Source organism: Geodermatophilus sp. FMUSA9-8, from assembly GCF_037034165.1.
GTDB lineage: Bacteria > Actinomycetota > Actinomycetes > Mycobacteriales > Geodermatophilaceae > Geodermatophilus > Geodermatophilus nigrescens.
Map to the genome: position 1 here is coordinate 761,176 of NZ_JBAGKE010000001.1, position 23,732 is coordinate 784,907.

Consider the following 23,732-nt stretch of genomic DNA (forward strand, 5'->3'; position numbering starts at 1 on the left):
GCGGGAGAGCCCCGCCACGTAGCCTCGCGGCGTGCACGAGCTCCTCGCGGGCCGGTTCGCGGTCTGGGCGACCGCGTGGCTGACCGGCCGCACCTCCACCGACGAAGCGCTGGACGCGCTGGCCGACGACCGCGCCCACCAGGTCACCGGGATGCCCGGGTCGCCGGGCACGGTGCCGCTCGGCTGGGCGCTCACCGCCCTGCGCGGGCTCGGCGAGCGGCGGGTCCGGCTGGTCCTGCCGGTGCCCGGCGACGTCCGGGGGCTGCCGCGGGCGCCGGGCCTGGCGCCACTGGCGCTGGAGGCCGGCCAGGCGGCGGTGGGCGACCGGGTGGCGCTGGTCCCCGAGGCGGCCGGCCCCGAGGTGGTGTCCTGGACGGCGGTCGACCTGGCCGGCGTGGCGCCGGCGCCCCCGCCGGTGGAGGGCTCGCTGCGGGCGGTGTCCGGGGCGCTGGACCTCGCCGTCGGCGACGCCGCCCGCACCCTCGCCCGGCTCGACCTCGCCCGCTGGCACCCCGAGGTGCCGGCGCTGCTGAGCGGCCTGGCCGGCGCGCGGGCGCCGGGCCTGCCGCCGGACGCCGACCCGCTCGCGCTGTCGGTGCTGGCCCGCGCGCAGCGGCTGTCGCGGGTGCTCGACCTCGCGTTGGCCGACACCCCGGGCGGCGCGGTCACCCACGGGCAGGCCGCCGCCCGCGACGACGCGCTGCGCCCGCTCGCCGACGCCGTCCGCGAGGCGACCGTCGCCGCCTACAACGCCGTCCCGCGCTCCTGAGCGCCCGCCGGCGGCCGTCCCGGCGCTACGGTGCGCGGGCATGACGGCGCCGACGATGAACGGCCTGATCCACAACGCGGTCCGCCGCGACCTCGGCCGCCTGGCCGCCGCGCTGGAGGTCTGGCCCGAGGGCGACCGGGCCCGCGCGGCGCGGCTCGGCCGGGCCTTCGCCAACCTGCGCCGCGAGCTCACCCACCACCACGAGGGCGAGGACGCCCACGTCTGGCCCTTCCTCGCCGGCACCGGCGTGGCCCGCGACCTGCTGGCCGAGATGGAGGACGAGCACGCCGCGATGTCGGCCGCCCTCGCGCAGACCGGCGACGCCCTGGCCGCGCTCGCCCGCACCGGGTCGGCGGCCGACGCCGCGGCGGCCCGGGCGAGCGTCGGGCGCACCCGCGAGGTGGTGGGCGCCCACCTCGACCACGAGGAGCAGGAACTGGAGCCCCTGCTGCACGGGCACGAGGGGACGGCCGAGTGGCGGGCGGTCACCGGGCGGCTGCGGCACCGCTCCCCCGCCGACGCGGGCTCGTTCTTCGCCTGGCTGACCGACGGGATCAGCGACGGCGACCGGGCGGCGCTGCGGGCCACCGTCCCGGCGCCGGTGACCGGCGTGCTGTCGCGCGTGTTCGGCCGCCGCTACACCCGCACGGTGGCGCCGGTGTGGCGGGAGGCGGTCACGCCCGGCGCGCGGTGACCAGCCAGGCGGCCGAGCCGAGCTCCACGCCGCCCGGTCCGGCGTGCGCCGCCATGCGGCGGCGCAGGTCGGCGACCGCGCCCTCGCGCGCGGCGTCGTCGAGGCCGTCGAGCATCCAGCCGGCCAGGCCGAGGACGAAGGTGACCGCGTCGTCGGCGTCGGCGCCGAACCACTCCGGCTCGGCCAGACCCTCGACCTCCACCTGAGCGTGACCCGCCTCGGCCAGCACCCGCCGGACCCGGGCCGGGTCGGCGAGGGAGAACGGCCCCGGCGCGTCCGGCGGCGGCGCGGGCAGCGGGCGCCCGGCGGCCAGCGCCCCGAGGATCTCGGTCATCCACTCGTTGGCCTCCAGCGCCTGCCACACCAGCAGGACCAGCCGGCCGCCGGGCACCAGGGCGCGGCCGACGTTGGCCAGCGCGGCCACCGGGTCGGCGAAGAACATCGCGCCGGTGCGGCTGACCGCCACGTCGAAGGACGCCGGCGGGAAGGGCGCCACCTGGGCGTCGGCCTGCTCGAACCGGGCGCCGTCGAGGCCCTCCTCGGCCGCCCGCCGCCGGGCCACCTCGAGCATCGCCGCCGACAGGTCCACGCCGAGCGCGGAACCGGTGACGCGCGCGGCCGCCCGGGTGGTGGCGCCGGTGCCGCAGCCGACGTCGAGCACCCGGTCGCCCGGGCGCAGCTCCGCCGCGGCGAGGAACGCGGCGTCGTAGCGGGCCACCGCCCGGTCGAAGCGGTCGGCCTGCGCGGCCCAGAACGCGCCCTGCGCGCCGTCCCAGGCACCCAGCTGCGCGGCGTTGCCGGGGTCCACGTCGACGGGAGCGAGCACGGTCCACCGTCCCTCGTCCGGCCCCCGGTGGACCGACGGTCTACTCGCGCGCGGCGGCCCCGTCAACGGCCGGCCGGGCCGGCCGCTGGACGAAGCAGCAGGAGGCCGGGCAGTTGGTGCCCAGCCGCGGCTCGCCGCCGGCGCGCCGCTCCTGCAGCAGCTCGCGGACCATCGCCACGAATGCCGGGTGGGTGCCCGCCGTGCCGGCCCGGACGAACGCCAGCCCGAGCTCCTCGGCGGTCTCCTCCGCCTCGTTGTCGAGGTCCCAGATCACCTCGAGGTGGTCGCTGACGAAGCCGACGGGGAACAGCACGACCGCCGTCTCGCCGTTCTCGTGCAGCGCGCGCAGGTGGTCGTTGACGTCGGGCTCCAGCCACGGCACCGACGGCGGGCCGCTGCGCGACTGCCAGACGAGGTCGAAGGCGCGCCCCGGCTCGACCGCGTCGACGACGGCGCGCGCGGCGGCCGTGAGCTCGTGCTCGTAGGCGTGCCCGTCGGGGCCGGCGACGGCGGCCATCGCGTCGGGGATGGAGTGCGCGGTGGCCACCAGGCGGGCGGTGGCGCGGTGCTCCTCGGGCAGCTCGGCGAGGGCGGCGGCCAGCGCGTCGGCGTTGGCGCGGACGAACCCGGCGCTGTCGAAGTAGTGCGGCAGCTTCTCCGCCGTCGGGCCCCCGCCGGTGGCGATCCGGGCCCGGGCGACGTCCTCGTGGTACTGCCGGCAGCCGGAGTAGGAGGCGTAGGCGGAGGTGGCGAGCACGTACACGTGCTCGATGCCGTCGTCGGTCATCTGCGCCCAGACGTCCTCGACATAGGGGTCCCAGTTGCGGTTGCCCCAGTAGACGGGCAGGTCGACGCCGTTCGCCGCGAGGTCGGCCTCGACGGCGGCGACCAGCGCCTGGTTCTGCTCGTTGATGGGGCTGACGCCGCCGAAGTGGTGGTAGTGCTCGGCGACGTCGAGCAGCCGCTCGCGCGGGACGCCGCGGCCGCGGGTGACGTTCTCCAGGAACGGCATGACGTCGTCGTGGCCGCGGGGGCCGCCGAAGGACAGGACCAGCAGCGCCTCGCGGCGGCCGGGCGGTGCGGGGGTGGCGGAGGGCTCGGCGCCCCCGTTGTTGCGGACGGCGAGCGAGGGGTCCTCGTCGGGTCGCTGGCCGGGGTGCAGGTCGACGGTCGCGCGGGGCACGTGCTCTCTTCCTGTGCGCCGGGAGGCGCGGATGCGGGACGGACGGTGGGACCCGTCACACGCCCACGGCGTGGAACCCGCCGTCGACGTGGACGATCTCGCCGGTGGTGGCGGGGAACCAGTCCGACAGCAGCGCGACGACGGCCTTGCCGGCGGGCTCGGTGTCGGTGACCGACCAGCCCAGCGGCGCGCGGCCCTCCCACGCCTCCTCGAACTGGGCGCTGCCCGGGATGGACTTCATGGCCATGCTGCGCAGCGGGCCGGCGGCGACGATGTTCGACCGCACGCCGTCGGGGCCGAGCTCGCGGGCCACGTAGCGGCTGACCGACTCCAGCGCCGCCTTGGCCGCGCCCATCCAGCCGTAGACCGGCCAGGCCACCGACGCGTCGAAGGTGAGCCCGACGACCGACGACGGGTTGGCCAGCAGCGGCCGGCAGGCCTGGGTGAGCGAGGCGTAGGACCACGAGGACACCTGGAACGCGGTCGCCGCGTGCTCCCAGGCGACCTCGGGGAAGCCCTCCCCCATCGCCTCCTGCGGCGCGAAGCCGATGGAGTGCACGACGCCGTCGAGGCGGTCGAGGCCGGCCTCGCGCAGCCGGCCCGCCAGCGCGTCCAGGTGCCCGGTGTCGGTCACGTCGAGCTCGACGACGGCCGCCTCCTGCGGCAGCCGCTTGGCGATCCGCTGGCACAGCGACAGCGCGCGGCCGAAGTTCGACAGCACGACGGTGGCGCCCTGCTCCTGGGCGATCCGCGCGGTGGCGAAGGCGATCGACGCCTCGGTCAGCACGCCGGTGACGAGGACCTGCTTGCCCTCGAGGATCCCGCTCATCAGTGCCCCATCCCCAGTCCGCCGTCGACCGGGACGACCGCCCCGGTGACGTATCCGGCCGCGTCGCTCGCGAGGAAGCGGACGACGGCGGCGATCTCGTCGGCCTCGGCGTACCGGCCCAGCGGCACCTGCCCGAGGATCTCCTGCTGCCGCTTCTCGGGCAGCTCCGCGGTCATGTCGGTGCGCACGAAGCCCGGCGCGACGACGTTCGCGGTGATGCTGCGGCTGCCCAGCTCGCGGGCGATGGAGCGGGCCAGGCCCACCAGCCCCGCCTTGCTCGCCGCGTAGTTCGTCTGGCCGGCCGAGCCGAGCAGCCCGACCACCGAGCTGATGAACACGATCCGCCCCGACCGGGCGCGCACCATCTTCGGCACCGCGCGCTTGGTGACGCGGTAGGCGGCGGTCAGGTTGGCGTCGAGGACGTCGGCGAAGTCGTCCTCCTTCATGCGCATGAGCAGGCCGTCGCGGGTGATGCCGGCGTTGCTCACCAGCACCTCGACCGGCCCCTGGTGCTCCTCGACCTCGGTGAAGGCGCGGTCGACGGCCTCGGCGTCGGTGACGTCGCACTGCACGCCGAACAGCCCGTCGGGGGCGCCGCTGCCGCGGTGGGTGACGGCCACGGAGTCGCCCTGCTCGGCGAAGGAGCGGGCGATGGCCAGCCCGATCCCCCGGTTGCCGCCGGTCACCAGCACCGACCTGCCCACGAAGCGCCCCCTACCACCGGCAACCTTGTCAGCGGTTGAACCTAGTCGCTGGACGCCGGTCACACCCGGCCGGACGGGGAGCGCCGGTCAGTCCCGGCCGGCCGCCCGCCGCAGCAGCCCGGCCACCTCCGGCGAGGCGGCGTGCTCGCCGGCCCGCAGGAACGACTGCTGCAGCACCTCGTCGAGGCGCTCGCGCGACATCATGTCCGCGCCCATCACCTCCTGCTCGGCCGCGCCGGGGGTGAACACGACGGTGCGGATGCCGACCGCCTCCAGCGCCCGCACCTCCCGGTCGAGCTGCCGCTGCGAGTAGCGGCGCATCGCGGCGGTGAGGTCCTGCTTCCAGCCCGGCGAGCCGCTCATCGGCGCGACCACCACGACGACGTCGACGCCGGTGCCGCGCAGCACCGCCGCGTTGGTGGCCGAGTGGACGCCGCCGTCGACGTAGGCGTGCCGGCCGATCTGCACCGGCGTGAAGTAGCCGGGCACCGCGCAGGAGGCGGCGACGGCGAGGTGCACCGGTGCCGTCGGCGACCCGGGGCGGCCGAAGACGACGCGGCGCCCGTCGCGGCGGCGCACCGCGGTGATCCACAGGCGCTCGGGCCAGCCGGCGCCCTCGACCTCCCGCAGCGCGCCGAGCTGGGACACGACGTCGTGCCGGCCGGGGGCGAGCAGCGTCATGCCGGCCGCGAGCGGGCGGAACCGCCACGGGCGGGCCAGCGCGCGGGCGACCAGCGGCGGCCCGGGCAGCCGCATCGGCCGGCGGAACACGTCGAGCGGGCGGAACGGCGCGAGCTCGGGCACCTCGGTGGTGGCGATGGTGGCCAGCAGGCCGCCGTCGCCGGACAGCGGCGCCTTCACCGTCCAGGCGGCGAGGTCCTCCGGGGAGACCCCGGCGCGCAGCAGGGTGCCGGTGATCGAGCCGGCGGAGGTGCCGACGACCACGTCGGCGGTGCGGGCGTCCCAGCCGGCGTCGTGCTCCAGCACCGCCAGCACGCCGGCGTGGTACGCCTGCCCGACGACCCCGCCCCCGCCCAGCACCAGCCCCACCCGCGCCACGCCTGGGAGCCTGCCACCGGCGGGCCGCGGCCGCGTCAGCCGGGAGTCCCGAGCTCGACCGCGTAGGAGGTGATCGCGGCGAGCGCGCCGTCCCGGAACTCGTAGACGTCGCAGGAGGACACCACCGACAGCCCGCCGTCGGGTGCGGTGTAGCGGGCCACGACGTCGACCGCGGCGGTGTCGCCGTCGGCCACCGACACGAAGCGGGAGAACGCGACGTCGGTGCCCGCCAGCTCGGCCAGCGCCGCCTCGCAGGCGTCGACCACCGCCTGCCGGCCCTCGGTGCGGCCCTGGCCGACCGCCGTCCACACGACGGCGGGCGCGAGGGCGTCGTAGACGTCCCGGAAGCGGTGGCGGGAGAAGGCCTCGGCGACCTCCCGGGGTGTGGTCACGGTCCGGTCCTCCCGCGGTCGGGTCCCTACGCTGGCGGGATGTTCCTCCTCTTCGGGTTCGGCACCAAGCAGAAGGTCCTCGGGCCGGGCGAGGTCCGCACCTGCCCGCGCTGCGGCAACACGACGCAGTGGACGCGCATCCGGCAGTTCCGCCAGTTCTCGCTGTTCTTCGTGCCGGTCGCCCGGTGGCGGCGGGAGACGCTGGAGGTGTGCGGGGTCTGCGGCACCGCCGTGCAGGTCTGAGCCGCCGTGCTGGTCCGAGCCGTCGGAGCCGGGCTCACCCGAGCAGCGCCAGGGTCGCGTCGACCGGCCCGGCGGTGAGCAGGCCGCTCCCGGCGGCGAGCTCCCCCGCGGCCGGCCGCAGCGCCCGCGCCGCCCGCGCGGCTAGGTCCCGGTCGCCGGTCGCGACGGCGGCCCGCCCGGCGAGCACCCACAGCGCCTCCAGCAGGAGCCCGGGCGGCGGCCCGGGCAGCCCGCGCAGGGCCGCGACCGCCTCGGCGGCCTCCGCGTCGCGGCCGGCCGCGAGCAGCACGTGCGGCCGCACCCAGGGCGCGTACGGGCCGGCGTCGCCCTCCTCGCGCGCGGGCTCGCCGCGGGCGACCCGCAGGCAGGTCAGCGCCAGCGGCACCAGGCCGGCGGCCACCCCGGGCATCCCGGAGCCGGCCACCCGCTCCAGCGCGGCGCGCAGCACGTCCTCCGGGCCGCCGCCGGCCACGGCCCGCAGCGCCCGCCACGCCGCGGTGAACACCGCGGCCAGCGGCCGCTCCCCGGCGACGGCGAGGGAGTCGAGGACCGCGGCGTGCCCGGCGGCGCCGTCGAGGTCGCCGAGCGCGGTGCGGGCCTGCAGCCGCACGAGGTGGCCGAGGACGAGGGCGTCGTCGAGGCCGGCCCGTTCCGCGAGCGCGACCACCTCCGCGCCGGTCGCGTCGCGGGTGGCGGCGAGCCCGGCGCGGTCGCAGGTGTGCAGGTAGACCGCCCCGAGCGCGGAGGCGAGCAGCGCGGGGTCGCCGGTCACGCGGGCGATGACCTCGGCGGCGCGGGCGGCGGCGGGCCCGCGGTCGCCGGGCAGCCCGCGGGACTCCACCGCGACCGTGGTGAGCAGCCGGGCGCGCAGCGGGGCGGGGGCGTCCTCCGGCAGCCGGGCCAGCGCCCGCTCCGCCGCGGCGACGAGCCGGGCCGAGCCCTCCGGGTCGTCGGAGCGCGGCCACACCGAGGGGACGTCGAAGCTGCCGACGACGCGGGCGACCAGCAGCGGGTCGCCGGTCTCCTCCGCCGCGGCGACGGTGGCCAGGCGCTGCTCGCGGGCGGCGGTGAGCCCCGCCGCGCCGCTGACGGCGAGGGCGCGCAGCAGCGTCACCGACGTCTCCAGCCGCGCCCGCGAGCCCGGCGCGACGGCGCCCTCCCAGCTGCGGGCGGCCCGCGCCCACACGGTGTCCTCGGCGCGCCGGTCCAGCCCCGGGTCGCGCCGCAGCACCCGCGCCTCCAGGTCGGCGAGCCGCCGCCCCGGGTCGAGGCCGAGCTCGCCCGCCAGCCGGGCGCGGGCGCGGCGCAGCACGGCGAGGGCGTCCGGCGCCCGGCCGGCGCGGTAGAGGGCCAGCGCGAGCAGCCGCCAGCCCTCCTCCCGCCACGGCGAGCCCGTGACGTGCGCGTCCAGCCGCGCGACGGCGTCGGCCGGCCGGTCGAGGTCGAGCAGGGCGGCGGCCGACCGCTCGACGGCGGTGGCGTGCAGCTCGGCCCACCGGGCGCGGTCGGGCGCCGCCCACGGCCGGTCGCCGACGTCGGCGAGCGCCGGGCCGCGCCAGGCGGCCAGCACCGTCTCCAGGGCGGGCAGGTCCGCGGGGCCGGACAGCGTGCGCTCGACGTCCCAGGCGTCCACCGCGACGCCGCGCAGCGCGTAGCCCGGGCCCTCGGTGACCAGCAGCCGGGCCGGCGTGCGCGGCGGGCGGTCGGGCTCCAGGGCGCGGCGCAGCGCCGCGACGAAGGTGCGCACGGCGGCGACCGCGCCGTCGGGCGGGACGTCCCACAGGTCGTCGACGAGCACCGGCACCGGGACGACGCGGCCGCGGGCGACCACGAGGCGGGCCAGCAGCTCGCGGTGCCGCGGCCCGCCCAGGGGCAGCGGCCGGCCGCCGGCGTCCCGGGCCTCGACGGGCCCGAGCACGCCGATCCACGTCGCGCTCATCGACGTCGCGCTCATCGATCGCTCATCGGCCGCGCCGAGGGTGGCCGGCATGACCCCCGACATCCCCGGCTCCACCCGCACCCGCGTCCCCGGCACCGACGGCGTCGAGCTGTCGGTCGCGGTGCTCGGCAGCGGCCCCGCGCTGGTGCTGCTGCACGGCTTCCCGCAGACCTCGCTCATGTGGCGGCTCGTGGCCCCGGCGCTGGCCGCCGACCGCACCGTGATCTGTCCCGACCTGCGCGGCTACGGCGCCAGCGACGCCCCCGGGGCCACCGGCCCGGACACCTACAGCGCGCGCACGATGGCCGCCGACGTCGTGGCCGCCGCCCGCGCGCTGGGTCACGAGCGCTTCGCCCTGGCCGGCCACGACCGCGGCGCCCTGGTGGCGGTGCGCGCGGGCCTGGACTCCCCCGACGCCGTCACCCACCTGTGCTCCCTCGACGTGCTGCCGACCCTCGACTCCTGGGACATCCTCTCCGGCGTGCGGGCGTCGGTGGCCTGGCACCTCTACCTGATGGCCCAGCCGCCGGGCCTGCCCGAGGCGATGATCACCGCCACCGCCGACGCCTTCTTCGGCTCGTTCCTCGACGGCTGGGGCCGGGAGGGCCTCTTCCCCGCGGACGTGCGCGCCGAGTACCTGCGCGCCTCGCGGGAGCGGGTGCGCTCGATCGTGGCCGACTACCGGGCCAGCGCCGGCGTCGACCTCGAGCACGACGCCGCCGACCGCGCGGCCGGCCGCCGGCTGACCATGCCGGTGACCGTGCTGCAGCAGGACTGGGGCGCCGCGCTCGGCTTCGACGCGGCGGCGCTGTGGCGGGCGTGGGCGCCCGACCTCGACCACCGCACCGTCGCGGCCGGCCACTTCATGGCCGAGGAGGCGCCGGACGTCGTCGTCGGGGCGCTCCGCGACCTGCTCGCGCGCTGACCCGGCTCAGCCGGCGGTCGCGGCCCGCCGGGCCCGGGCGGCCGCCGCCAGCTCGTCGAGCAGGGCCTCGGTGGTGGGCAGGTCGACGCAGGAGTCGGTGACGCTCACGCCGTACTCCAGCCGCTCGGGGTGCGCCTGGTCGAGGTCCTGGCGGCCCTCGGCCAGGAAGCTCTCGATCATCACGCCGCGGATCGCGCGCTCCCCGCCGGCGACCTGGCCGGCGAGGTCGGCGACGACGGCGGGCTGGCGGCGGTGGTCCTTGCGGCTGTTGCCGTGCGAGGCGTCGACGACGAGCACCTCGGGCAGCCCGCGCGCGGCCAGCCGGCGCCGGGTGTCGGCGACGTGCTCGGCGGAGTAGTTGGGGCCCTCGGCGGTGCCGCGCAGGATGACGTGGCCGGTGTCGTTGCCGGTCGTCGACAGCTGCGCGGACACCCCGTGGGAGTCGACGCCCAGGAACTCGTGCGGGGCGCGGGCGGTGAGCACCGCGGAGATCGCCGAGTCGACGCTGCCCTCGGGCGAGTTCTTGAACCCGACGACGGAGGAGAAGCCCGACACCCGCTCGCGCGCGGTCTGGTCGGTGACGTTGCGCGCCCCGACGCCGTTGTAGGTGACCAGGCCGTTGACGTACTGCGGGGTGAGCGCGTTGAGCGGCTCGGCCGCCACCGGGACGCCGAGGCCGGTGATCGCGCCCATGAGCATGCGGGTGGCGACCAGGCCGACGCTGATCCGGCTCGACCCGTCGAGGAACGGGTCGTAGGCGAAGCCCTTCCAGTCGACCTCGGTGCGCGGCTTCTCGGTGTAGGTGCGCATGACGATCTCGAGGTCGGCGCCGTGCCGCTCGCGCATGCGGGCGAGGAAGCCGGCGTACTCCAGCGCCGCGGCCGGGTCGTGGATCGAGCACGGGCCGGCGATGACGGCCAGCCGGTCGTCGGAGCCGGTGACGACGTCGGTCATCGCCCGCCGGCCGGCCGCCGTCGTCGCCGCGGACGCCGCGGTCAGCGGCACGACGGCGGCCACCGCGGCCGGGGTGACGACGACGCTCAGGCCGGTGATCCGCGCGTTGACCAGCCCGGTGACGTCGGCGGCGTCCTCCGGCCCGACGCCGACCTGCCGCTGCACGCCGGGCAGCAGCTCGGCGAGCGTGGCGTCGATCTGGGCGTTCACGCGGGTCTGGACGTCGAGCAGCAGGTCGGCGACCCGCGTCGCCTCGGCCAGGATCTGGTCAGCGGGGATCGGGGGGCTCCTCGGGCGGTGCGGCTGCGCCGCGCGGGGAGCGCGGCCGGGTCGGTCGGTGCAGCCGTCGAGCCAACCACATGCGCGGCGCGTCCCGGCCGGGCTCCCGGGCGGAGCGGGCCCGCCGCCCTACCGTCCCCGGTCGCGATGGTCACGACGTCCCTGGTCGAGCACGCGGCGCTCGTGCCGGTGGCGCTGCTCCTCGTGCTCGCGGGCTGCACGGGCACCGGGTGGCTGCTGCTGCGCCGCCGGCCGCACGACCGCCGTGCGCCGGCGGCGCTGGCGCTGCTGGCCCTGCTGGCGGTGGCCGCGCTGACCCTGACGCCCACCCCGCGGCGCGCGTTCGAGACGTGCGCGGTGCAGCTCTCCCTGCCGTCCTCGGGCAGCGTCGAACTGCTCGCCAACGTCGCGCTGTTCGTCCCGGCGGTCTTCTTCGCCGCCCTGGCCACCCGGCGTCCGGTGGCGGTGCTGCTCGCCGCGGTGGGGGCGTCGGCCGCCGTCGAGGCGGTGCAGGCCGCGCTCCCGGCGCTCGGCCGCTCGTGCGACACGAACGACCTCGCGATGAACGCCGCCGGGGCGGCGCTGGCCGCCGCCCTGGCCGTGGGCACGACCGCGCTGGCCGCCCGGCGTTCTTGACTCGTTCAAGGAAAGCCGTGAGGATGGCGCCGTGCCGGACGCCGCGGAGCTCGAACGCGTGCTGCGCTCGGCGGGCCTGCGGGTCACCCGTCCCCGCCTGGCCGTGCTCGATGCCGTGCACGCGCACCCGCACGTCGACACCGAGACGCTGATCGCCGCCGCCCGCGCCCGGCTCGGCGCGGTGTCGCACCAGGCGGTCTACGACGTCCTCGCCGTCCTCACCGAGCGCGGCCTCGTGCGGCGCATCCAGCCGCAGGGCTCGCTCGCCCGCTACGAGGCGCGGGTGGGCGACGACCACCACCACCTGGTCTGCCGCTCCTGCGGCGCCATCACCGACGTGGACGGCGCCACCGGCGACGTCCTCTGCCTCACTCCCCCGGTCGGCGGGGGCTTCCTCGTCGACTCCGCCGAGGTCTTCTACTGGGGCCGCTGCCGGTCCTGCGCGACGACCCCGGCCGACCTGCCCGACACCCGAGCACAGAGAGGTACGCCGTGAGCACCAGTCCCGAGGACACCGCGGGCGCCAACGAGCCCAAGCCGTACGACACCACGACCAGCCCGGTCGGCACGTACGAGACCGAGAGCCCGGCCAGCGAGAGCCAGAACCCGGTCATCCCCTCTCCGGTCAACGAGACCGGCCACCGCCCGCGCAGCAACCGCGACTGGTGGCCCAACCAGGTCGACCTCACGGTGCTGACCAAGACCTCGCCGGACTCCGACCCGCTCGCCGGCCTGGACTACAAGGCCGAGTTCGCGAAGCTCGACGTCGAGGCGGTCAAGCGCGACCTCGTCGAGGTCATGCGCACCTCGCAGGAGTGGTGGCCGGCCGACTGGGGCCACTACGGCCCGCTGTTCATCCGCATGTCGTGGCACGCCGCCGGCACGTACCGCATGGCCGACGGCCGCGGTGGCGGCGGCGAGGGCGGGCAGCGCTTCGCCCCGCTCAACAGCTGGCCGGACAACGCCAACCTCGACAAGGCCCGCCGCCTGCTGCTGCCGATCAAGCAGAAGTACGGGCGCCGCCTGTCCTGGGCCGACCTGCTGGTGCTCGCCGGCAACGTGGCCCACGACGACATGGGCCTGCCCACCTTCGGCTTCGCCTTCGGCCGCGAGGACACGTGGCAGCCCGACGAGATCTTCTGGGGCCCGGAGGACACCTGGCTCGGCGACGAGCGCTACGCCGGCGACGACCCGCTCGACCTCGAGGAGGGCAACCTCGCCGCGGTCACCATGGGCCTGATCTACGTCAACCCGGAGGGCCCGAAGGGCAGCGCGGACCCGGTCGCCTCGGCGCACGACATCCGCGTCACCTTCAGCCGGATGGGCATGAACAGCGAGGAGACCGTCGCGCTCATCGCCGGCGGCCACACCTTCGGCAAGACGCACGGCGGCGGCGACCCCTCGCTGGTCGGCCCGGAGCCCGAGGGCTGCCCGGTGCACGGCAACGGCCTGGGCTGGATCAACCAGAACGGCACCGGCAAGGGCGCCGACACCATCACCAGCGGTCTCGAGGGCGCCTGGACCCCCAACCCCACCCAGTGGGACAACGGCTACTTCGACACGCTGTTCGGCTACGACTGGGAGCTGACCCGCAGCCCGGCCGGCGCCAAGCAGTGGCAGCCGAGCAACCCCGAGGCGCAGGAGCTCGTGCCCGACGCGCACATCGCGGGCAAGAAGAACCCGCCGATGATGACGACGGCCGACATGGCGCTGATCAAGGACCCGGAGTTCCGCGCCATCTCCGAGCGCTTCCACGCCGACCCGGAGTACTTCGCCGACCAGTACGCGCGGGCCTGGTTCAAGCTGCTGCACCGCGACATGGGCCCGAAGAGCCGCTACCTCGGCCCGGACGTCCCGGCCGAGGACCTGCTCTGGCAGGACCCGGTGCCCGCCGTCGACCACGAGCTGGTCGGCGAGGCGGAGATCGCCGACCTCAAGGCCCGCCTGCTGGCCTCGGGCCTGACGGTCCCGCAGCTGGTGTCCACCGCGTGGGCGGCGGCGTCGTCGTTCCGCAAGACCGACAAGCGCGGCGGCGCCAACGGCGGCCGCCTCCGGCTCGAGCCGCAGGTCGGCTGGGCGGTCAACGAGGGCGTCGCCGACGTGATCCCGGTGATCGAGCGGGTCAAGGAGGAGTTCGAGCGCGAGACCGGCAAGCGGGTCTCCTTCGCCGACCTCGTCGTCCTCGGCGGCTCCGCGGCCGTGGAGAAGGCTGCGGCGGACGCCGGCGTGCCGGTCACCGTGCCGTTCTCGCCGGGCCGCACCGACGCGACCCAGGAGACCACCGACACCGACGGCATGAAGTGGCTCGAGCCGCGCGCCGACGGGTTCCGCAACTGGGTCAAGCCGGGCAGCAAGCTCGCCCCGGAGACGATGCTCGTCGACAAGGCCTACATGCTCGACCTGTCGGCCAAGGAGATGACGACGCTGGTCGGCGGCCTGCGGGTGCTGGGCGCGAACAGCGGCGGCACGCGGCACGGCGTGTTCACCGAGCGGGTCGGCGTCCTGTCGCAGGACTTCTTCCGCACCCTGCTCGACCTGGGCGTGCAGTGGCGGACGTCGGCCGACTCCGAGGACGTCTACGAGGCGGTCGACGCCGACGGCGCCGTCGTGCGCACCGCCACCGCGGCCGACCTCGTGTTCGGCTCGAACTCGATCCTCCGCGGCATCGTCGAGGTCTACTCCTCCGACGACGCGGCGGAGCTGTTCGTGCGCGACTTCGTCGCCGCGTGGACGAAGGTCATGGAGCTCGACCGCTTCGACCTGCGGTAGTCGCTCCTCCCCTCCGGGTGCCCCGGTCCGCGTGCGCGGGCCGGGGCACCCGCGCGTCCGGGGTCGCCCCGGGGGCGTCCCGGGGGACGGAGCGCCGGCTCAGAGCCGCAGCGCGGTGCGCACCAGGTCGGCGACGGACCGCGACCGGCTGTGCGGCGGCCAGGCGACGAGCGTGGTGACCTCCTCGGCGTCCACGACCGGCACGGCGACGACGTCGTCGTGCAGCTGGGCGCGGACGGAGTCGGGCAGCACGACGTGCGTGCGGCCGAGCGAGACCAGCTGCAGGAGCTGGGTGTGGCTGTGCACCTCCGGCCCGGGCCCGGGTGCGTAGCCGCCGTCGGGGCCGGGCCAGCGCGGCGCCGGCAGGTCGGGGACGTCGGCGAGGTCGGCGAGCCGGAGCTCGCGCCGGGCCGACAGGGGGTGGCCGGCCGGCAGGAGCGCGACCTGCCCCTCGGTGACCAGCTCCTCGACGTCGAGTCCCGTGGTGTCGTCGAAGGGGCGGTGCAGCAGGGCGACGTCGGCGCGCCCGGTGCGCAGCAGCCGCCCCTGCTCGCCGGGGCCGCACAGGACGACGTCGACCGGGACGGACCCGGGCTCCGCGGCGTAGGCCGACAGCAGCTTGGCCAGCAGCTCGACCGACGCGGCGGCCTTGGTGGCGAGGACGACCTGCGGCCGGCCGGCGTCCGCGACGGCGCGGCGGGTGCGGTGCTCGGCGGCCTCCACCGCCTCCAGGGCGGCGCGGGCCTCACGCAGGAGGACGGTGCCGGCGTCGGTCAGGGCCACCGAGCGGCTGGTGCGGTGCAGGAGCGCCGCGCCCAGGCGCCGCTCCAGCGCGCGGATCGCCCGGGACAGGGGCGGCTGGGCGATGCCCAGCCGCTGCGCCGCCCGGCCGAAGTGCAGTTCCTCGGCGACGGCGACGAAGTAGCGCAGCTCCCGCGTCTCCACGACCCGGTCCAACGCCGGGAGCCCGCCGATCCATACCGCCGCGGTATCGGCCGGCACCGAGACGGTGTTGGACGGCCGCGCCGCCCGCGCCGAGGCTCGACGGCATGGCAGAGACGAGGACCGTGCTGGTCACGGGCGCGAACAAGGGCATCGGGTACGAGATCGCGGCGGGGCTCGGGGCCCTCGGCCACCGCGTGGGGGTGGGGGCGCGCGACGACGCCCGCCGGGAGGAGGCGGTGGCCCGGCTGCGGGCGGCCGGCGTCGACGCGGTCGGCGTGCCGCTGGACGTCACCGACGACGCGAGCGTCGCCGCCGCGGCCGAGCTGCTCGCCGACCGCTTCGGCCGGCTGGACGCGCTGGTGAACAACGCCGGCATCACCGGGGGCATGGACCAGAGGCCGACCACCGTCGACCTCGACGTCGTCCGGACCGTCGTGGAGACCAACGTGCTCGGGGTGATCCGGGTGACCAACGCGATGCTGCCGCTGCTGCGCCGCTCGCCGTCGCCGCGGATCGTCAACGTGTCCAGCGGCGTGGGGTCGCTGACCCGCCAGTCCGGGCCCGACGGCGAGCTCACCACCGGGCCGGTCGCGGTGGCCTACTCGCCGTCGAAGACGTTCCTCAACGCGGTGACGGTGCAGTACGTCCGCGAGCTGGCCGGCACGGGGATCCTCGTCAACCTCGCGTGCCCCGGCTACGTCGCCACCGACCTCAACGGCTTCCGCGGCGTGCGCACCCCCCAGCAGGGCGCGGCGACGCCGATCCGGCTGGCCACGCTGCCCGACGGCGGGCCGACGGGCGGGTTCTTCGAGGACGCCGGCACCGTTCCCTGGTGACCGTGGGGCGCCCGTGACGCGTGGGGCGTGGCGCCGTCACGGAGGGCGGTGGCGTGCGCACCATGGGCGCGTGCCCGCCCGACCGGACGCCGTCGCGGCCCTGCCGGCCGCCCCGGGTGTCTACCGCTTCCGCGACGGCGGCGGGCGCGTGCTCTACGTCGGCCGGGCCACCTCGCTGCGCTCGCGCGTCGGCTCCTACTGGGGCGACCTGCGCGACCGGCGGCACCTGCGGCGGATGGTCGGGCGGGTGGCCCGGATCGAGGCGCTGGAGTGCGACTCGGTGCACGAGGCCGCATGGGCCGAGCGCAACCTGCTGGAGCGCTCGCTGCCGCCGTGGAACCGCATCGCCGGCGGCCTGGAGGTGCCCGTCCGCATCCGGCTGGACGCCTCCCCGGACGCGCCGCGCCTCGACGTCGTCTGCGATCCCCGGCCGGGACCGGACGTGCGCCTGTTCGGCCCCTACCTCGGCGCCCGGCGGGTGCGCGCGGCCGTGTCCGGGCTCGGCCGCGTGTACCCGCTCGCGCACGCCGGCGCGGCGGGCAGCGCCGCCGCGCGCGAGCTGGCGCGGGCCCGGGGTGGCCGGGACACCCCGGTGCCCGAGCTCGCCGCCGCGCTGACCGCGGTGCTCGACCGGGAGCCGGCCGCCGTCGACGCGGCCGTGGCGGCGCTGGCCGCCCGGCGCGACACCGCGGCGCGGGCGCAGGCCTACGAGGCGGCCGCCCGCCTGCAGGAGGAGATCGAGGCGCTGCGGTGGGTGGTGGCCCCGCAGCGGGTCACCGCGGCGGAGGACCGGGCCGACGGCGACGTCACCGGCTGGACCGGCGAGGTGCTCGTCCGGCTGCGCATCCGGGGCGGCCGGGTGCGCGACTGGGACCAGGAGCCCTGCACGCGCGCATCGGCCGGGACGCGCGCGCCCGCGGGCTGGGGGCCCTTCCTCCGCCGCAACGCCGAGCTGGCCGCCCGCCTGGTCGCCCTGCCGGTCACCTGAGCGGGCCGGCGCCTCAGGACCGCCAGCGCCGGCGCACGTCCTCGGCGAAGGCCGTGTACTCCCGGACCGGGAGCACCTCCTCCAGCGTGAGGTGGTGTCCCATGGGCAGCGCTCCCATGACGATCTGGTCGAGCTGGTCGTGCGACTCGACCTCGACGATGCCGATCACGCGGCGCTGGCCGGCGACCTTGTAGAGGCTCTTGATGACCCCGGCCTCCATCGCCCCGGTCGCGGCCTGCGTCTCCCGCTCCCACTCGTCCCAGAACTCGTCGCGGTCGAGCCGGGTGTGGTCGACACGGAAGCTGACGTGGAACAGCATCGGGCGCTCCAGGGTCCGGGCGGCGCCCGGGCAGGCGCCGCTGCCGTCGGGGTGGCCGTCAGCGTCCTCGCGCCCAGCCGCCCGGACAAGACGCCGGGCGCCGCCGCACGGGCTGCGGCACGCTGGCCCGGTGGGGGAGGCGGAGCTGCGGGGCCTGGTCCGGTGGCGGGTGGAGGACGTCCCACCGGAGGGCCGCGCCGGGCGGGTGCTCGGCGGCCTGCTGCACGCCGTCTCGGCCGTGGTGACGCTGGGCGCCGACGCCGCCGGGGGCGCGCGCCGCCCCGACTGGAGCGTGCCGGCGGACCCGGCCGCCTATCTCGGCCTCGGCACCGTCCGGCTGCGCTGGCCCGACTCCGCCCGGGCCGAGCCGGTGGCGGCCTCGCGGGAGGGCGTGTGGGCGGTGCCACCGGGCCGGCCGCCGCGGGAGCTGCCCGTCCGGTCCTGGCGAGTGGTCCGCGCGGTGCCGGCCACCGGGTCGCGCCGGCCGCGCCAGGCCGACGCGCCGTGGCGGCTCGAGCTCACCGACGGCTCCGGCACCGGCACGCTCACGGGCGCCTGGCTGGCGCTCGCCTGGATCGGCACCCTGGCCGGCTGGCCCGAGCCGTCCGGCCCCGCCTGACCGGCCTCACTCCCCGGGGAGGTCGGTGGTGACCGCCAGCGCCCGGCCGGCCTCGATGTCCCGCGCCAGGCCCTCGACCCGGGAGGTGGCCAGCGCGAGGGAGTCCGAGCCGAGCAGCTGGTGCAGCGGCGCGGTGCCGGAGGCGGTGACCTCGATGATCGCGGCGGCCGCCCGGGCCGGGTCGCCGAGCTGGGTGCCCGGCATGGCCAGGTGTGCGTCGGTCATCTCCCGGATCGACCCGTAGCCGGACGCGGTCGCCGCCGGGAGGCCGAGCGAGACCGGGCGCAGGAAGTCCGTCCGCAGGTAACCCGGCTCCACCAGCGTGACCCGGATGCCGAGCCCCTCGACCTCCGCGGCCAGCGACTCGGTGAGCCCCTCGAGCGCGTACTTGCCCGCGCAGTAGAGGCCCCAGCCGGGGAAGGCGGTCAGGCCGAGGATCGAGGAGACGTTGACGACGTGCCCGCTGCCCTGCGCGCGCAGGACGGGCAGGACGGCGCGCAGCACGTTCCACACCCCGAACACCTGCACGTCGAACATGGCGCGGGCCTCCGCGTCGGTGACCTCCTCGACGGCGGCGAGGAAGCCGTAGCCGGCGTTGTTCACCACGACGTCGAGGCCGCCGAAGCGCTCGGTCGTGGCCCGGACGGCGCCGGCGACGGCCCGGTCGTCGGCGAGGTCGAGCTCCAGCGGCAGCAGCCGCGACGTGTCGACGTCGTCGAGCGCGGCGGTCAGCCGGTCCGCGGAGCGGGTGGTGGCCGCGACGCGGTCGCCGCGCTCGAGCACCTGGCGCACGAGCTGCAGGCCGAGGCCGCGGGACGTTCCGGTGACGAACCAGGTGGTGGGCTCGGACACGGGATCCTCCTCGGGTGGGCGCCGGGCGGCTCCCGGCGGTGTCTCCACCCTCGCCGCCGGCCGCCGGGTGCGGGGCCGCACGACTGGCCCGGCGGGACCGGGGATCCGCCTGCCCAGGACGCGGAGGGCCAGGTACGGCGGCGCCCCCGCTGCGAGGATGGCCGGCGTGTCCGACCTCAACCGGGAGCTCGCCGACTTCCTCCGGCGGGCGCGGGGCGCTGTCGACGCGACACGCGCCGGCCTGCCCTTCGACGGCCGGGTCCGGCGGGTGCCCGGGCTGCGCCGCGAGGAGGTGGCCCTGCTGGCCGGGGTCTCCACCGACTACTACACGCGGCTGGAGCAGGGCCGGCGGATCGTGCCGTCGGACGGCGTCGTCGACGCGATCGCCCGGGCGCTGGACCTCGACGACGCCGGCACCGCGCACCTGCGGCACCTGATCGGCCCGCGGTCGGCCTCCCGCGCCCCGGCGGTGCAGCGCGTGCGGCCGGGGCTGCACCAGTTCCTCGACGCGCTCGGCACCCAGCCCGCGCTGGTCCTCGGACGGCGCACCGACGTGCTGGCGAGCAACCGCATGGCCCGCGCGCTGTTCGCCGACTTCGAGCGGATGCGCCCCCGCGAGCGGAATTACGCCCGCTGGCTGCTGCTCGACGACGACGCGCGGGCGCTGTTCGTCGACTGGGAGACCCAGGCCCGGGCCGCGGTCGAGAACCTGCGCCTGGACCTGGGCACCGCCTCCGGCGACCGGGCCGCCGAGGAGCTCGTCGCCGAGCTGACCGCCGCGAGCCCGAGTTCCGCCGCTGGTGGACCGAGCACCGGGTGCACCAGCGCACGTCCGGCAGCAAGCGGCTGCGCCACCCGATGGCCGGGGAGCTGACCGTGCAGTACGAGACGCTCACGTTCCCCGGCGACCCCGGCCAGACGCTGTTCGTGTACACGACCGAGGCCGGGACCTCGTCGCGGCAGGCGCTGGACCTGCTGGCCGGCTGGGCCCTGTCCGGCGACGGGGCCACCCCGGCGGACCGGCCCGGAGCCCTCGGCGCCTGACCGCCCCACGCCGGACGACGTCGGCTCCCCCGGCACCGTCGGTCAGGATGGCCGGCGCCGCCCCCTCCCCCTGGAGTGCACCGTGCGAGAGCTCCGCGCCGCCACGACCGTCGCCGCGCCGCCCGCCGTCGTCTGGCGGGTCCTCACCGACACCGCCGCCTACGGCACCTGGAACCCGTTCATCCCCGAGCTGTCCGGGCAGCTGCGGGTGGGGCAGCGGCTGCGGGTGCGCATCGTCCCGCCCGGCGGCCGCGGGATGACGTTCCGCCCCACCGTCACCGCCGTCGAGGAGGAGCGGGAGCTGGCGTGGCTCGGCCGGCTGGGCCTGCCCGGCCTGTTCGACGGCACCCACTCGTTCACGCTGACGCCGCGCGCCGACGGCGGCACGGACCCGCTGCAGCGGGAGGTGTTCCGCGGCGTCCTGGTGCCGCTGGTCGCGGGCACGCTGCGGCAGACCGGAGCCGGGTTCACGGCGATGAACGAGGCGCTCCGCACCCGCGCGGAGGGCCTGGCCGGACGGGCGGGCGCCGCCGGGTGACACGGCGCCAGGACATGCCGCAGTTCACCTGATCGACCCGCGCCGGCCCCCCGCGGAACACCCCGCTCCACTGGGATGGGGCCGCTCCGGACCGCGTCCGGCAGCGCTCCCCCTTCCCGAGACCGACGGAGGCGCCCCGTGCCCACCCTCACCACCGACGACGGCACCGAGATCTTCTACAAGGACTGGGGCACCGGTCAGCCGATCGTCTTCAGCCACGGCTGGCCGCTGTCGGCCGACGACTGGGACGCGCAGTTGATGTTCTTCCTGGCGCAGGGCTACCGCGTGATCGCCCACGACCGCCGGGGGCACGGCCGCTCGACCCAGACGAGCGACGGGCACGACATGGACCACTACGCCGACGACCTGGCCGCGCTCACCGCCCACCTCGACCTGCGCGAGGCCGTGCACGTGGGCCACTCGACCGGCGGGGGCGAGGTCGTCCACTACCTCGCCCGGCACGGGGAGGACCGCGTCGCGAAGGCCGCACTGATCAGCGCCGTCCCGCCGATCATGGTGCGGACCGACGCCAATCCCGGCGGACTGCCCAAGAGCGTCTTCGACGACATCCAGACCCAGGTGGCCACGAACCGCTCCGCGTTCTACCGCGACCTGCCGTCGGGGCCGTTCTACGGCTTCAACCGGGACGGCGTCGAGCCGGTCGAGGCGATCATCGCCAACTGGTGGCGGCAGGGGATGATGGGCGGCGCCAAGGCCCACTACGACGGCGTCGTCGCCTTCTCCCAGACGGACTTCACCGACGACCTGAGGAAGATCACCGTCCCCGTGCTGGTGATGCACGGCGACGACGACCAGGTCGTGCCGTACGAGGACTCCGCGCCGCTGTCGGCGGAGCTGCTGCAGAACGGCACGCTCAAGACCTACGCCGGCTTCCCGCACGGCATGCCGACCACGCAGGCCGGGACCATCAACGCCGACCTGCTCGAGTTCATCCGCTCCTGACGCCCGCCGCCCGCCCGGCTCCCGGCCGACGGGAGCCGGGCGGAACACGGGCCCGGTCCGCGGAGTTGCGCGGGATGCAGGACCAGACAGGGAGGCAACACGTGACCACCGAGACCGCGATCCTCGCCGGCGGCTGCTTCTGGGGCGCGCAGGACCTGCTGCGCAAGCGCCCGGGGGTGCTCTCCACCCGCGTCGGGTACTCCGGCGGCGACACCCCGAACGCCACCTACCGCAACCACGGGGACCACGCCGAGGCGGTCGAGATCGTCTTCGACCCCTCCGTCATCTCCTACCGGCAGATCCTGGAGTTCTTCTTCCAGATCCACGACCCGACGACGGTCGACCGGCAGGGCAACGACGTGGGCCGCAGCTACCGCTCGGCGATCTACTTCACCAGCGAGCAGCAGCGCCAGGTCGCCCTCGACACCATCGCCGACGTCGACGCCTCCGGCCTGTGGCCCGGCAAGGTCGTGACGGAGGTCGAGCCGGCCGGCCCGTTCTGGGAGGCCGAGGAGGAGCACCAGGACTACCTGCAGAAGTACCCGTGGGGCTACACCTGCCACTGGGTGCGGCCGGACTGGGTGCTCCCCCGCCGGGAGACGCAGACCGCCTGACGCGGTCGAGGACGGCCGGCCCGCCGAGCGCAGGCCGGCCGTCCCGCGTCGGTGCCCCGGCGTCAGTCGCGCGGCACGGCTCCGAGGAGCAGGGTCCGGATCGCCCGCTGCAGGGAGTCCCGCAGGTCCGCGTGCAGGACGGCGAGCTCCGGTTCCGCTTCGTAGGCGGCCCGCACGCCGGGCGGCGGCGAGCTGTAGGGGGCCAGGGCGCCGGCCAGGACCAGCGCGTGGAAGCAGAACACCTCCGCGGCCTCGCCGAGCTCGGGCACGTACCGGCGCAGGAGGTCGGCGCCGGCGGCGAGCCGGGTGAGGGCCGTGCGCTTGTGGCGCCGGACGACGTCGGCGGTGACGTTGCGCTCCAGGACGCCGCCCTGCGCCCCGGCCAGGTCGCACAGCACCGGCCGCTCCGCCAGGGACCGGGCGAGCACCGCGGACAGCTGCTCGGCGCGCCGCACCAGCGGGGAGCCCGCGTCGATCCCGGCCGCGAGGTCGCCGGCCAGCTGCGCGAGCCAGTCCTGCAGCACGGCGTCCATCAGCTCGAGCAGCACGCCCTCGCGGGAGTCGAAGTAGCGCAGCACGTTGGACTTCGCCAGGCCGACCCGGCGGCTCAGCTCGTTGAGGCTCAGGTCGGCCACGGGCATCTCGTCGAGCATGGCGGCCGCGGCGTCGAGGATCGCCCGGCGCCGGATCTCGCGCTGCTCCTCGCTGCGGGCCCGCTGGAAGGTCACCGCCGGACGATAGCACTTTCCAGACCGCCGGTCTCTTGACAGCGGACCAGTGGTCTCTTAGCGTCTTCCTCACAACAGACCGACGGTCTCTACAGGAGGACGACATGGGCACGACCTGGACGGCGCACGACATCCCGGACCAGCACGGCCGCGTGGCGGTCGTGACCGGCGCCAACACCGGCCTCGGGTTCGCGACCGCCGACGCCCTCGCCGCGCGCGGCGCCACCGTGGTGCTGGCGGTGCGCGACGTCGACAAGGGCACCCGGGCGGCGGCCCGCATGACCGGGGACGTCACCGTGCAGCGCCTGGACCTCACGTCGCTGGACTCAGTCCGCGACGCCGCGGCGGCCCTGCGCGAGGCGCACCCGCGGATCGACCTGCTCGTCAACAACGCCGGCGTGATGTACACCCCGCGGCAGACGACGCGGGACGGCTTCGAGCTGCAGTTCGGCACCAACCACCTGGGGCACTTCGCGCTCACGGGCCTGCTCCTCGACCGGCTGCTGCCCGTGCCCGGTTCGCGCGTGGTCACGGTGAGCAGCGTCGGCCACCGCATCCGCGCCGCGATCCACTTCGACGACCTCCAGTGGGAGCGCTCGTACTCGCGGGTCGGCGCGTACGGGCAGTCGAAGCTGGCCAACCTGATGTTCACCTACGAGCTGCAGCGCCGGCTCGCGGCCCGCGGCGCGAGCACCGTCGCGGTGGCCGCGCACCCGGGGGTGGCCGACACCGAGCTGGTGCGCAACTCCCCCACCGCGCTGCGGGCGCCGGTGGAGCTGCTGGCCCCGCTAGTCACCCAGCCGCCGGCCATGGGCGCGCTGCCGACGCTGCGGGCCGCGACCGACCCGGCCGTGCTCGGCGGGCAGTACTACGGGCCGGGCGGCCGCGGCGAGGTCCGCGGAAACCCGCGCCTGGTCACCTCCAGCCCGCAGTCCTACGACCTCGCCGCCCAGCGCCGGCTGTGGGCGGTGTCCGAGGAGCTCACGGGCGTCACGTCCCCCGTCTGACCCGCACCCGTCGGCGACCTCCCCGACCCCGTTCCCGGCGACGGTCAGCAGCTCCACGGGGTGGGCGCGGCCGGCGTG

26 protein-coding genes and 1 pseudogene are annotated in these 23,732 nt (G+C 76.7%); 15 read left to right on the forward strand and 12 right to left on the reverse strand.

Annotation, left to right across the window (positions count from 1 at the left end; all coding sequences use genetic code 11):
* Nucleotides 1–31: 31 nt before the first annotated feature.
* Together WA616_RS03695 and WA616_RS03700 are read left to right on the forward strand one after the other, a co-directional pair.
* Nucleotides 32–769: a hypothetical protein gene (locus WA616_RS03695; RefSeq protein WP_336027390.1), complete on the forward strand. Its 738-nt coding sequence runs from the start codon at nt 32–34 to the stop codon at nt 767–769.
* Between the two features lie 40 nt (nt 770–809).
* On the forward strand, nt 810–1,463 hold the full coding sequence (locus WA616_RS03700) for a hemerythrin domain-containing protein (protein WP_336027392.1): 654 nt from the start codon (nt 810–812) through the stop codon (nt 1,461–1,463).
* Here the strand turns inward: WA616_RS03700 and WA616_RS03705 are convergent.
* The 6 genes from WA616_RS03705 to WA616_RS03730 all read right to left on the reverse strand — a co-directional run bounded on the left by WA616_RS03705 (nt 1,444) and on the right by WA616_RS03730 (nt 6,456).
* Complete coding sequence (locus WA616_RS03705) at nt 1,444–2,289, reverse strand: class I SAM-dependent methyltransferase (protein WP_336027394.1); 846 nt, start codon at nt 2,287–2,289, stop codon at nt 1,444–1,446. The genes WA616_RS03700 and WA616_RS03705 overlap by 20 nt on opposite strands.
* 40 nt (nt 2,290–2,329) lie before the next feature.
* Nucleotides 2,330–3,472 carry a ferrochelatase gene (locus WA616_RS03710; protein WP_336027395.1) on the reverse strand — a complete coding sequence of 381 codons (1,143 nt, stop codon included), beginning with the start codon at nt 3,470–3,472 and terminating at the stop codon, nt 2,330–2,332.
* Nucleotides 3,473–3,527: 55 nt separating this feature from the next.
* Nucleotides 3,528–4,301, reverse strand: a complete 774-nt coding sequence (gene fabI / locus WA616_RS03715; RefSeq protein WP_336027396.1) for an enoyl-ACP reductase FabI — start codon at nt 4,299–4,301, stop codon at nt 3,528–3,530.
* A complete protein-coding gene (fabG, locus tag WA616_RS03720) occupies nt 4,301–5,005 on the reverse strand; it encodes a 3-oxoacyl-[acyl-carrier-protein] reductase (RefSeq protein ID WP_336027398.1) in 705 nt (234 codons plus the stop codon). The genes fabI and fabG overlap by 1 nt, the downstream gene beginning before the upstream one ends.
* An 87-nt stretch (nt 5,006–5,092) precedes the next feature.
* Nucleotides 5,093–6,064, reverse strand: a complete 972-nt coding sequence (locus WA616_RS03725) for a patatin-like phospholipase family protein (RefSeq protein WP_336027402.1) — start codon at nt 6,062–6,064, stop codon at nt 5,093–5,095.
* 35 nt (nt 6,065–6,099) lie between these two features.
* The gene (locus WA616_RS03730; protein WP_336027404.1) at nt 6,100–6,456 is read right to left on the reverse strand and encodes a nuclear transport factor 2 family protein; all 357 of its coding nucleotides are present in this window, start codon (nt 6,454–6,456) and stop codon (nt 6,100–6,102) included.
* A 39-nt stretch (nt 6,457–6,495) separates the two neighbouring features.
* Between WA616_RS03730 and WA616_RS03735 the strand changes: the two genes are divergently transcribed.
* Entirely contained in the window at nt 6,496–6,699 is a 204-nt protein-coding gene (locus WA616_RS03735; RefSeq protein WP_073420226.1) for a zinc-ribbon domain-containing protein, read from the forward strand.
* A 34-nt stretch (nt 6,700–6,733) separates the two neighbouring features.
* Here WA616_RS03735 and WA616_RS03740 read toward each other — a convergent pair whose 3' ends face one another.
* Nucleotides 6,734–8,653 carry an AfsR/SARP family transcriptional regulator gene (locus WA616_RS03740; protein WP_336027405.1) on the reverse strand — a complete coding sequence of 640 codons (1,920 nt, stop codon included), beginning with the start codon at nt 8,651–8,653 and terminating at the stop codon, nt 6,734–6,736.
* Between the two features lie 34 nt (nt 8,654–8,687).
* Here WA616_RS03740 and WA616_RS03745 point away from each other — a divergent pair, with 34 nt between their 5' ends.
* Complete coding sequence (locus WA616_RS03745; protein WP_336027406.1) at nt 8,688–9,563, forward strand: alpha/beta fold hydrolase; 876 nt, start codon at nt 8,688–8,690, stop codon at nt 9,561–9,563.
* A 6-nt stretch (nt 9,564–9,569) separates the two neighbouring features.
* On the opposite strand, the gene WA616_RS03750 is transcribed toward WA616_RS03745, so the two are convergent.
* On the reverse strand, nt 9,570–10,727 hold the full coding sequence (locus WA616_RS03750; RefSeq protein ID WP_336027408.1) for a 3-deoxy-7-phosphoheptulonate synthase: 1,158 nt from the start codon (nt 10,725–10,727) through the stop codon (nt 9,570–9,572).
* A gap of 216 nt (nt 10,728–10,943) precedes the next feature.
* On the opposite strand from WA616_RS03750, the gene WA616_RS03755 reads away from it, so the two are divergent.
* Genes WA616_RS03755 through katG form a run of 3 tightly spaced genes read left to right on the forward strand, consistent with a single transcriptional unit; the run spans nt 10,944 to nt 14,201 of the window.
* The gene (locus tag WA616_RS03755; RefSeq protein WP_336027410.1) at nt 10,944–11,432 is read left to right on the forward strand and encodes a VanZ family protein; all 489 of its coding nucleotides are present in this window, start codon (nt 10,944–10,946) and stop codon (nt 11,430–11,432) included.
* A gap of 31 nt (nt 11,433–11,463) precedes the next feature.
* Nucleotides 11,464–11,928 carry a Fur family transcriptional regulator gene (locus WA616_RS03760; protein WP_336027411.1) on the forward strand — a complete coding sequence of 155 codons (465 nt, stop codon included), beginning with the start codon at nt 11,464–11,466 and terminating at the stop codon, nt 11,926–11,928.
* A complete protein-coding gene (gene katG, locus WA616_RS03765) occupies nt 11,925–14,201 on the forward strand; it encodes a catalase/peroxidase HPI (RefSeq protein WP_336027412.1) in 2,277 nt (758 codons plus the stop codon). Before WA616_RS03760 ends, katG begins: the two co-directional genes overlap by 4 nt.
* 99 nt (nt 14,202–14,300) lie before the next feature.
* On the opposite strand, the gene WA616_RS03770 is transcribed toward katG, so the two are convergent.
* The gene (locus tag WA616_RS03770; protein ID WP_336027413.1) at nt 14,301–15,146 is read right to left on the reverse strand and encodes a LysR family transcriptional regulator; all 846 of its coding nucleotides are present in this window, start codon (nt 15,144–15,146) and stop codon (nt 14,301–14,303) included.
* 104 nt (nt 15,147–15,250) lie between these two features.
* On the opposite strand from WA616_RS03770, the gene WA616_RS03775 reads away from it, so the two are divergent.
* Both WA616_RS03775 and WA616_RS03780 read left to right on the forward strand, forming a co-directional pair.
* A complete protein-coding gene (locus WA616_RS03775) occupies nt 15,251–15,982 on the forward strand; it encodes an SDR family oxidoreductase (protein WP_336027414.1) in 732 nt (243 codons plus the stop codon).
* 70 nt (nt 15,983–16,052) lie between these two features.
* Nucleotides 16,053–16,970 (forward strand): nucleotide excision repair endonuclease, encoded by a 918-nt coding sequence (locus WA616_RS03780; RefSeq protein WP_336027415.1) that lies wholly within the window; start codon nt 16,053–16,055, stop codon nt 16,968–16,970.
* A 13-nt stretch (nt 16,971–16,983) separates the two neighbouring features.
* Here WA616_RS03780 and WA616_RS03785 read toward each other — a convergent pair whose 3' ends face one another.
* A complete protein-coding gene (locus WA616_RS03785) occupies nt 16,984–17,289 on the reverse strand; it encodes a muconolactone Delta-isomerase family protein (protein WP_336027416.1) in 306 nt (101 codons plus the stop codon).
* A 130-nt stretch (nt 17,290–17,419) separates the two neighbouring features.
* Between WA616_RS03785 and WA616_RS03790 the strand changes: the two genes are divergently transcribed.
* Nucleotides 17,420–17,908 carry a hypothetical protein gene (locus WA616_RS03790; RefSeq protein WP_336027417.1) on the forward strand — a complete coding sequence of 163 codons (489 nt, stop codon included), beginning with the start codon at nt 17,420–17,422 and terminating at the stop codon, nt 17,906–17,908.
* 6 nt (nt 17,909–17,914) lie between these two features.
* Here WA616_RS03790 and WA616_RS03795 read toward each other — a convergent pair whose 3' ends face one another.
* Nucleotides 17,915–18,760 carry an SDR family NAD(P)-dependent oxidoreductase gene (locus tag WA616_RS03795; RefSeq protein ID WP_336027418.1) on the reverse strand — a complete coding sequence of 282 codons (846 nt, stop codon included), beginning with the start codon at nt 18,758–18,760 and terminating at the stop codon, nt 17,915–17,917.
* Between the two features lie 157 nt (nt 18,761–18,917).
* Between WA616_RS03795 and WA616_RS03800 the strand changes: the two are divergent.
* From WA616_RS03800 to msrA, 4 genes and pseudogenes are all read left to right on the forward strand, one after another.
* Nucleotides 18,918–19,804, forward strand: a pseudogene (locus WA616_RS03800) (helix-turn-helix transcriptional regulator).
* A gap of 82 nt (nt 19,805–19,886) precedes the next feature.
* Nucleotides 19,887–20,342, forward strand: coding sequence for an SRPBCC domain-containing protein (locus WA616_RS03805; protein WP_336027419.1), 456 nt, complete (start codon nt 19,887–19,889; stop codon nt 20,340–20,342).
* 138 nt (nt 20,343–20,480) lie between these two features.
* Nucleotides 20,481–21,305 carry an alpha/beta fold hydrolase gene (locus WA616_RS03810; protein WP_336027421.1) on the forward strand — a complete coding sequence of 275 codons (825 nt, stop codon included), beginning with the start codon at nt 20,481–20,483 and terminating at the stop codon, nt 21,303–21,305.
* Nucleotides 21,306–21,406: 101 nt separating this feature from the next.
* Complete coding sequence (gene msrA, locus WA616_RS03815; RefSeq protein ID WP_336027424.1) at nt 21,407–21,919, forward strand: peptide-methionine (S)-S-oxide reductase MsrA; 513 nt, start codon at nt 21,407–21,409, stop codon at nt 21,917–21,919.
* Nucleotides 21,920–21,981: 62 nt separating this feature from the next.
* Here the strand turns inward: msrA and WA616_RS03820 are convergent, their stop codons facing one another.
* A complete protein-coding gene (locus WA616_RS03820; RefSeq protein WP_336027426.1) occupies nt 21,982–22,647 on the reverse strand; it encodes a TetR/AcrR family transcriptional regulator in 666 nt (221 codons plus the stop codon).
* Between the two features lie 104 nt (nt 22,648–22,751).
* Between WA616_RS03820 and WA616_RS03825 the strand changes: the two genes are divergently transcribed.
* Nucleotides 22,752–23,654 carry an SDR family NAD(P)-dependent oxidoreductase gene (locus tag WA616_RS03825; RefSeq protein WP_336027428.1) on the forward strand — a complete coding sequence of 301 codons (903 nt, stop codon included), beginning with the start codon at nt 22,752–22,754 and terminating at the stop codon, nt 23,652–23,654.
* Nucleotides 23,655–23,732 lie beyond the last annotated feature (78 nt).